Below are 8,251 nucleotides of genomic sequence, written 5' to 3' on the forward strand. Positions count from 1 at the left end.
AGCCCCAGCGGCTCCTGCTCGCGATGACGCGGACCGGCGAGGACATGCCCCTGATTCCATGCCCAAGTACATGAGGCTGAGGATCATCTACCCCTCCACGTGGATAGGCTGAGGGTCGGGGGAGGTAGAGGTGGCAGACACAGCATCAGGGGGAGAGTTCTCGGTCGATCCGGACGTGGTGTTCCGGGCATCACTGAGCTTTCTCGGATCGAAGGACTTCGTCTACAACATCGCTTCCGGGGTGGCGGGCGATCTGGTGTCATCGGCGGGGATGGCCGGCGACGACACCATCGCCCACAGCTTCGCCCAGAAGTACGAGCCGGCGGCCAAAAGCGTGGTCAAGGCCATCGGGACTGCCGGGCAGGGCATGGCAACGATCTCCAGCCGACTGCTGACGATGGCCGCCAACTACCTGGCGGTCCAGGATTCGGTGGCCGCAGCATTCACCGGGAAGATCAACACATCGTCGCCGCTGGCCAAGGGCGCCCAGCAGTGCGACGAGAGCGAGGCGCACACCACTCTGCCGATGGTCACCGGCTCGAAAGAAGTCCACGAGATCCCAGTGATCGGAAAGTTCTGCCCCCAGGGAGACCCGAAGCGCCTGCGCAGCGCGGCCCAGGTGTGGGCGGAGTGCGCGTCGGTGATCGATACGGCCCAGCGCAACGCCGGCCAGCATGCCGCGGGTGTGATGGCGAAGTGCACCGGGGCGGCGTTCGAGGGCTTCAAGTCGTACGCCGCCACGGTGTACGACGCGTGCCCGCCGGGAGGTACGGCGGTGTCGGCCTCACAGCCGCTGATGGTGAACATCTCGGCGGCGTGCCGGGAGCTGCAGGCGATCTGCGAGCAGTACGCGCAGGCGATCGAGGCCTGCCAGGACAAGCTGATCGAGCTCGGGGTCGCCGCGGGCGTCATCACCGCGGCCGGACTGATCTTCACTTTCTTCACCTTCGGCGGGTCGGACGCAGCCGCCGCTGCCGCGGACGCGGCCCTGGCGGCGGACGCCGCGCTCGCGGCCGAGGCACTCGCCGCTGCGGAGGCGGAGCTGGCCGCAGCGACAGCCGTGGCGGAGGCTGAAGCGATCGTGTCGTCTCTGGCCTCACGTCTGGTCGTGCTCGCCGGGACGGCCGCGGCGGCGACCGCGGTGGCGGGTGTTGATTCGGCGAGTGCGGCGACTGCGCCCGACCCAGCCGGGCAGCAGCCGGGCGGGGCGCCTGGCGCAGCTGGGCAGAGCCCGTTCGCCAACCCCCTGGTGGGTCCGGTTCCCCCACCCAAGCCGCCGGCATACCCGCTGTACGACGCGGCGCAGCAGATGGCGGCGAAGACATGGATTGAGGGGCTGCCCGAACGTCCGCCGAACTACGGCACGGCGGAGGACCGGGCATACCAGGTGTACGCAGCGGGCAAGCCCGAGCGAAACGCCAAGAGCGCCGATGGGACGGAGAGTGTCTGGGCGGACGGCTTCCGGCCGGCCGACGGCGCGTTCATCGATGCCAAGAACGTCCGCAAAAAGGGTTGCAGCCCGCGGTCACTGAAGGGCATCCAGGAGGACGACTTCCGTACCGGGTGGATGCTGGAGGGGGACGACGACGAGATCAGGCGTTACAAGCTCGCCATCGACAACCCGGCCAATCACGCCCAGTATCTGGAGATCGATACCCCTGACGACGCGACGGTCGGCTACTGGCAGTACCTGGCCGCCAAGAACCACGTGAAGAGCAACGTACGTGTCGTTACGATGCCCCCGCCGCCTCCAACCCAAGAAGGCTGATTTGGACACCATCCACCTCGGCGCCGCGCCGGGGACTGCCTGGGCTCTGTCGCCGCTGGACGCCGAAGACCACCTTCGTGCCCGCTTCCCGGACCTGCAGGCCGGGCAGGAGCACTCGCCGTCCACCGGCAAGAACTACGTCTCTTTCTATGTCGAGCTCGACGGCGAGAGCCGGCACGGGGCGTACTTCGAGCGCGGCCACTTGGTGTTGCGGGATGGTGACGCGGACATCTGGGCAGATACGGCAGCCTGGTTCCTCGGCCTCCTGCCCGCTGACGCAAGAACGGTGGCCATGATCGAATCGAATCCTGACAGCCTGCGAACCATCCCGCCGGGCGCTGACGCCTCAGACCTTCGCGAGATCCTCCAGTCGCTCTTCGACGTCGAGTAGCCGGCATATTCGAGGTCCATCCGTACGACACACGCCCGCACGACGGCGGGCCTGTCCTGCCGTCAGCCAGGCGTCATGCCCGGGGCCTTCGTCGGCGTCGGGGCCGAGCCGCCAGCGCCCCTGCGCCGGGCCGGAAACGGCCTCCGGGGCCGCCGGGACGGCCGTCCCACCGCGCCCGTCCCGCGCCGCTGCCGGGCTGTCTGCTGTTCGTCCGCGCTGTCCCGGGGACCGGTCCACAGCGGGCGCCGCTGATGTTCTGTCACCGCGCCAGCATTCCGGGGCCCGGCCCGCGCCGTCGCCTCCGGCGGACTGCCTGCCCCGGCCGGGCCGGTTGTGGTAGGCAGGGCAGTCGAGCAGCGAGGAGGCCTTCATGACGACCACCACGGCCGAGGGGCCGCCCACCGGAGACGCCGCCCAGCTATGGCGGGTGGGCATCGACACGGTGTACGTCCCCCACACGACGTCTGGCCGGCCTGGTGGAGCAGGTGAAGCTGCTCCACCGGCGGCACGGGCTCGACCTCGACGAGGAGGTCCCCTACGAGACGAAGCTGTACACCACGCTCCACCAGGCCGAGCAGGCCGCCGACGGCGAAGGCTTCACCCCCGGTGAGGGTGCACCGGCCACCGTCCGCGAGGCCGCGTTCCTGACCACCGACTCGTTCCGGCTCCGGCTGGTGTTCAACGCGCTCACCACGCCGAACGTCTTCCTCGCCGGGAACGCGGTCGCCTTCCGGCGGCACACCGCCCGGGCGGAGTGCACCGCCGCCCGCCTCGCCCGCACCCTCCACGGCGCGCGGAAGGTGACGGTTGGCCAGGCCGCCGAGGCCCTGCTGCACGCCCCGGACGGCCGGACCGGCAAGGACTACCTCGGCTACCTGCACCCCGCGCACCTGTATGCGGTCCTGGCCCGGGGCTTCGCCGACCTGGCCGCCCGCGGCTCCTACAGGGCCACCGCGGCGGGGGAGTTCCAGCCCGCGCGGTGAGCGATCCACTCGCGACCCGCGGCGGCGGCCCGGGCCCGGTAGGCGCCGAGCGCGCCGCCGGGCCCGGTGCGCTGCTGCCACGCCCAGAACCCGGTGATGGCGACCGCGAACGCCGTCACCCCCTCCGCCGGGGCCTCCCGCCAGGCCGGCACCGCCTCGGCGAGCAGCCGCTCGGCACCGGCGGCAGTGTGACCGGCCAGGACCAGCTGCGGCAGCAGGAACGCGGCGTCGACCCAGGTGGCGCCGCGCGCGAACCACGACCAGTCGATCACCCTCACCCGACCGCGCGCGAGCAGCATGTTGTCCGCGCGCAGGTCGCAGTGCAGCAGGGTGTCGCCTTCGGTCGCCTGGCCCAGCGCGGCCGGATCGTCGAGCTCGGCAAGCTCGGCGGCGTGCTCCAGGTCCCAGCCGTCCATGCCGTCGCGGACCAGGCGCTCCCAGTGGCCAGCCAAGGTGTCGGCGAGTACGGAGAACGTCCCGGCCTCCTCGGCCGGACACGGGGTCAGCAGCTCACCGAGCTCCGCCACCGCGGCGAGCACCGCGCCGAGCTGCGACGATCCGGGCGCGAGATCGGGATTCGTGCCGTCGACATCCTCGAACCCGAGGACCAGCCAGCCCCCGGTTTCCACCGTCCACAACAGCGCAGGGGCGACCCTAGAGGGAAGGTGTGCTCCGACGGCGGCCTCCGCCCGGTACATCGTCGCGGCCCTGTCCGCTGTCGGAACGCCCTTGATGAACACCTGGGTGCCGTCGGCGAGCCGCAGGCGCGCGGCGATGCCCGGGGTGAACCCGCCCGACGGGTAGTCCACGCGCATCACCCGGGCCCGTGAACGCTCCTCGACAGCCGTACGGACAGCGGGCGGCAGATCGTCCCAACCGGGACGGCCGGCAGGCGGAGTGGACACCATGACGGCCTCCGGGGTCGACGGGTGGGCCGACCGTACCGCGCGCACCGCCGTGATCGCCGCGAATTCTGGGCCGGCGACGGCCCGCACGGGCGCTGTCAACCCTGACCGTCACCACCACCGCCACCGACCCGCGTGAACGCATGGCTTGTATCGCCCCGGCCCGGTCCGTGGTGCGCACCGTCGCCACCGGCTGGGGCGTCACCGGCAGCACGCTGGACGGGGGCCCTGCCCGGCTGCAGGCTCGGCTGTGCTGGAGCCGGACGGGCACCGACGTCCAGGGCTGCCGCGGCCGCGAGCGGTGGGATCCGTACAGGCCGCTGCTCGCTGACCCGAACCGGTCGACCTACGGGATGTGCGATCAGGACGCAGAGCGCAGCCGCTTGCCCGCACGCGGTGTTGGGCCGGCGGGCGTCGCCGCCCTGCTGAGCCCCGCTCGGAGGCGACACGGCGACGCCCTACCGGGCGCCTGCGCAGCGGCCCGTCGACCCAAACCACGAGCGCCCGCGCGATCGCGGGTCAGCCGGCCCGGTCGTCGTCCTTCAGGGTCCGCAGCCGTATGGCCGCCTCCCGTGTGGCCTCGTGCGCCCGGGACGCCTGGGCGTGGGCGGAGTCGACGGCGTCCTCGACGGTCCGTACCCGGCTGTCGGCCCGGGCGAGGGTGTCCCGGGCCCGGTCGTCGCGTTCCTGCGCGTGGCTAAGTTCGACGTTGGCCTGGTCGGCCTCACCCTGGGCGCCCTGCCGGGCCGACCTGGCGGCGCGCAGCTCCTGTTCGGCGGCTGCGGCCCGCTCGGCGGCATCCCGCTCGGCTGCCTCAGCCGCGGCCATGGTCACCTCGACCTCCTCCCGTTCGCGTTCACGCGCACGCTCGCGTTCGGCTCGGGCCCGCGCGGCCGATCCCCGGTCTTCGGACGGCTCGCCGGCAGCACGGGCAGGAGTACGGCCGGAGCGCTCTGCTCGCTTGCGGCCCGTCGTGCCCGAGCCCGCGTCGACATCGTCCGGGACGTCGGGTTGCGCGGTCTGCGTCCCGCCGGGGGCGGTGCCCGGCCACAGCGGCGGTTCCAGGGCGGCGGTCAGCCGGCCTTCGGCCAGGGCCTGGGCGGCGTCCGGGTCGGCGAGCGCGGCGGACAGCGTGCGGTCCAGGTCGGCGGCCGCGTCCGCGCCGAGCGGGTGGCCGGCGGCCGCAGCGTTTCGGCGGGCCTGCTCGGCCAGCGACCGCACCAGCTGGCGGCGCTGGTCGGCGAGCGCGCGCAGCTGGTCTCCGGCGAGGTGGTCCTGGGCGTCGCGCAGGGCCTGCCCGAGGTCCAGGAGCTGTTCGACAAGGTCGCGGTGGCGGCGGGCGAGGGCGTTGGCCGCCCACGCGGTGAGGGTGGGCCGGTGCAGCGCGCGGATGCGTTTGGCCAGGGGCGGGTCGGTCTTCTTGACGTCGTCGGCGCGCGCGTTGCGGGCGGCGGTGAAGTCCGGCGGCGCGAGGGCGTAGAGCGTGTCGGCGATCTCGTCGAAGTCGTGCGGGCTGGCCACGTTCGGACTCTACGGCCGGCCCGGTGTCCGGGCCCGCCCTGAGGACGCCGGGCCCGGGCGCCGGTCTACCCGTCGTCGTCCGTGCGCGTGCGTGCCCGGGCCGAGGCCGAGGAAGTAGGCGAGCGCCTCCGGAGCGCTGTCAATCATGGCCTGCTGTTCCTCCGCCGTGCCGCGGTCGCGGTCGAAGCACCCGATCGAGCAGGCGAGCCACGGGTTCCAGGGGGCCCTGCGGCCGCAGGCCTCGCACATCATCGTCGCCGTCTCGGGCATGGGCACCTCCGAGCCGCTGATCTGCCTTCTTCTCCACGCTAGCGCGGGCGGCCGTCGTCACCGGGCCAGTACCGACGAGCCCGGGTCGGCCTGCTCATCGGTGACGGTGGTCGTTGGGGGGCCTTCGGCATCGTCACCTCCGGGGTCCGGTCCTGCCCCTTCATCCCCTCGTGCTCGTGCCGCGGGGGTCTGGAGCGAGATGGCTGTGACCTGGGGTATCGCGGGGCGAACGACTTGAATCGAAAATCCGTTCGATCTAACTTGGGGGGTGTGACCGCCGACGTTCCGTTCTCCCTCGCCCCCCGCCCCGGGGCTCTGCCAGGTGATGCTGAGCGGGCGCCCAGGGAGCTGATGACGCTGCCCGGGTACTACCAGGACACGCGGCGGTGGCGTCTGGTGGAGATCCGGGTGGGAGGCGGCTGGCAGCCGGCCATGCTGACCGTGTGGCGGCGCCCGCCGGGCAGTGCGGTGTGGGTGGTGCATGTCACCTGGGGCGCCGACGATTCCTGGGGCTGGTTCCTGTTCGACGAGCGCACGGTCAGGCTGCTGCCAGAACCACAGGACGAGCCTCCTGCCGGGTCACCGTTCTTCGGGCGGTGGCGGGACACGACCGTCGTCCCGGCCGAGCTCGCTGGCCAACCTGCCCAGGACGGTTCCGACGGCTGCTGGCGTCTGGCGTGGGTCCGTACGGGCGGGCGGTGGTGCTCCGCCCTGGTGACCGCCCGGCGCCGCCCCGGGCCGGATCTGCCGTGGATCGTGAGCGCTCGATGGGGCGAAGACCGGCAGGCGGCGTGGCTGATCGCGGACCCTGTCACCCTTCGCCCGGTCGTCTCGGCGGAGACGGGCCCTGCCCGTCCCTCTGCGGGCGCGGGTGGCTCGTCCGGGCCGGCGGAGGTCTTCGGGACCGGGGGAGGGCGGTGAGCGCGCGGATCGCCCTCGTACCGGATACGGCGGAGTCCGTACGCGGTGAGCGGCTGGCGATCCTGCTGGAGGAGACCAGTCCGGCCGCCCGTCGCGCCCGGTTCGAGGCCGCTTCCCGGCCGGTCCTGCCCGCGCTGGAGCCGCTGTTGCCGGGCGGCCGGTTGCCGAAGGGGGCCGTGGTCGAAGTCCTGGACGCCAGTCTGCTCCTGGCGGTGGCGGCGGGGCCGGCCGCCGCGTCGACCGGCGTGTGGACGGCGATCGTCGGCTGGCCGGAGGCCGGGTTGGCTGCGGCCAGGGCCTACGGCCTGCCGTGGGAGCGCACTGTGCTGGCCGATACCCCAGGAGAGCACTGGGTCGAGATCGCGTCCGTCCTCGCCGACGCCTGCGACACGATCATCCTGCGCCCCACCGGCCCGTCGGCCCCGCGCCAGCTCGCCCGCCTCGAACAACGCCTGCGCACCACCGGCGCCACGCTCCTGACCCCGCTCCCCTGGCCCGGCGCCGCCGAGCTGCGCCTGACCGTGAGCGGCTCCGCCTGGAGCGGGCTCGGTGACGGGTACGGCGCTCTCGAGTCCCGGACGGTCACTGCCCGCTGCGTCGGCCGGGGCCGTGCCGCCCGGGCGCGAGAGGCTTTCCTGCAGCTGCCGGACGAGCACGGTGGCGTGAGCGCCGCGGTCCCGGTGCCGGCTGTGGCGCGTCCCGGCGGCGCGGAGGCCGTTGCCGCAGTGGCCGCCGTCGGCTGACAGGGGGTTGGACCGCCCGGACGGTCTGTCAGCCCGTACGCGGAGCGGGTGAGCGGGTTCGGGCAAGAGATCCGCATACAGAAACAGTGATGCTGGTCACATTTATTACCGAAAGTGGCCAGTCGGCTACTCAAAAGTAACGGGCGCGAGGCCCGGTTGAAGCGGGTGGACCCGGCTCGCGGCACGTGTCATTGTCACGCTGCGTTGCCGTTCTCGATCTTTCCGTGAAATCCTTCTAGATGGATGAGTCCAAGGGATCCGGGATGGCCGCAACGAGGTTGACTGCGCCTGCTCAGTTCAGGCGCCGCCGGTAGTAGGAGATCGTGACGACCACGAGCAGTGGCCCCCATAGCAGCAGTGGTGCGTAACAGGCGTCCATCACGACGAGCGCCGGCCCGGTCGGGGCTCCCTGAGCCCCTCCGAAGCCGCCCGCACGGGGGATCGTCAACAGCATCAGAACGGCCGCGCCGAGCAACGCCGGAATCACCGCCGCCAGCGGCGCGACACGCTTCCCTCCGATCAGCGGGATCCAGCCCGGCACCACCTCGCCCCAAGGCTTGACCAGCCCAAGTGTGAGCAATGTGAGCCCTTCGGTACCCAAGCTCATCGCGATGCACATGGCGCTGAACCAGCCAGGGATGTCCAATCCCGTGGCGGAAGATTTCAAGTCCAGTGAGACGGTCGTGACGCTATGAGGTTTGTGGTGCGGGTTCCCTGCGCTTGGCCGGGTCGTTGATCCACGCCGTCTT

The 8,251-nt window shown here is 72.2% G+C and carries 9 protein-coding genes; 5 read left to right on the top strand and 4 right to left on the bottom strand.

The features are described 5' to 3' along the window. Positions 1 to 130: 130 nt before the first annotated feature. The 3 genes from ACZ52R_RS39725 to ACZ52R_RS39735 all read left to right on the top strand — a co-directional run bounded on the left by ACZ52R_RS39725 (position 131) and on the right by ACZ52R_RS39735 (position 3,142). Complete coding sequence (locus tag ACZ52R_RS39725; RefSeq protein WP_465755228.1) at positions 131 to 1,768, top strand: restriction endonuclease fold toxin-2 domain-containing protein; 1,638 nt, start codon at positions 131 to 133, stop codon at positions 1,766 to 1,768. Between the two features lies 1 nt (position 1,769). Further along, entirely contained in the window at positions 1,770 to 2,159 is a 390-nt protein-coding gene (locus ACZ52R_RS39730) for a hypothetical protein (protein WP_465626020.1), read from the top strand. Positions 2,160 to 2,644: 485 nt separating this feature from the next. Next, the gene (locus ACZ52R_RS39735; protein ID WP_465626018.1) at positions 2,645 to 3,142 is read left to right on the top strand and encodes a hypothetical protein; all 498 of its coding nucleotides are present in this window, start codon (positions 2,645 to 2,647) and stop codon (positions 3,140 to 3,142) included. On the opposite strand, the gene ACZ52R_RS39740 is transcribed toward ACZ52R_RS39735, so the two are convergent. From ACZ52R_RS39740 to ACZ52R_RS39750, 3 genes are all read right to left on the bottom strand, one after another. Next, complete coding sequence (locus tag ACZ52R_RS39740; RefSeq protein WP_465755229.1) at positions 3,100 to 3,951, bottom strand: phosphotransferase family protein; 852 nt, start codon at positions 3,949 to 3,951, stop codon at positions 3,100 to 3,102. The genes ACZ52R_RS39735 and ACZ52R_RS39740 overlap by 43 nt on opposite strands. A gap of 615 nt (positions 3,952 to 4,566) precedes the next feature. Continuing rightward, entirely contained in the window at positions 4,567 to 5,568 is a 1,002-nt protein-coding gene (locus ACZ52R_RS39745; protein WP_465755230.1) for a hypothetical protein, read from the bottom strand. A gap of 9 nt (positions 5,569 to 5,577) precedes the next feature. Beyond that, positions 5,578 to 5,838, bottom strand: coding sequence for a hypothetical protein (locus ACZ52R_RS39750; RefSeq protein ID WP_465755231.1), 261 nt, complete (start codon positions 5,836 to 5,838; stop codon positions 5,578 to 5,580). Between the two features lie 351 nt (positions 5,839 to 6,189). Between ACZ52R_RS39750 and ACZ52R_RS39755 the strand changes: the two genes are divergently transcribed. Together ACZ52R_RS39755 and ACZ52R_RS39760 are read left to right on the top strand one after the other, a co-directional pair. After that, positions 6,190 to 6,759 carry a hypothetical protein gene (locus ACZ52R_RS39755; RefSeq protein WP_465755232.1) on the top strand — a complete coding sequence of 190 codons (570 nt, stop codon included), beginning with the start codon at positions 6,190 to 6,192 and terminating at the stop codon, positions 6,757 to 6,759. Continuing rightward, positions 6,756 to 7,502, top strand: a complete 747-nt coding sequence (locus ACZ52R_RS39760) for a hypothetical protein (protein ID WP_465625823.1) — start codon at positions 6,756 to 6,758, stop codon at positions 7,500 to 7,502. Before ACZ52R_RS39755 ends, ACZ52R_RS39760 begins: the two co-directional genes overlap by 4 nt. 292 nt (positions 7,503 to 7,794) lie before the next feature. On the opposite strand, the gene ACZ52R_RS39765 is transcribed toward ACZ52R_RS39760, so the two are convergent. Then, positions 7,795 to 8,169: a hypothetical protein gene (locus ACZ52R_RS39765; protein ID WP_465755233.1), complete on the bottom strand. Its 375-nt coding sequence runs from the start codon at positions 8,167 to 8,169 to the stop codon at positions 7,795 to 7,797. Between the last annotated feature and the right edge of the window lie 82 nt (positions 8,170 to 8,251).

The organism is Kitasatospora sp. NPDC034023, from assembly GCF_055575795.1.

Coding starts and splice junctions, on each gene's coding strand:
- ACZ52R_RS39750 (WP_465755231.1), bottom strand. CDS start 5,838: ATGCCCGAGACGGCGACGATGATGTGCGAGGCCTGCGGCCGCAGGGCC.
- ACZ52R_RS39755 (WP_465755232.1), top strand. CDS start 6,190: ATGACGCTGCCCGGGTACTACCAGGACACGCGGCGGTGGCGTCTGGTG.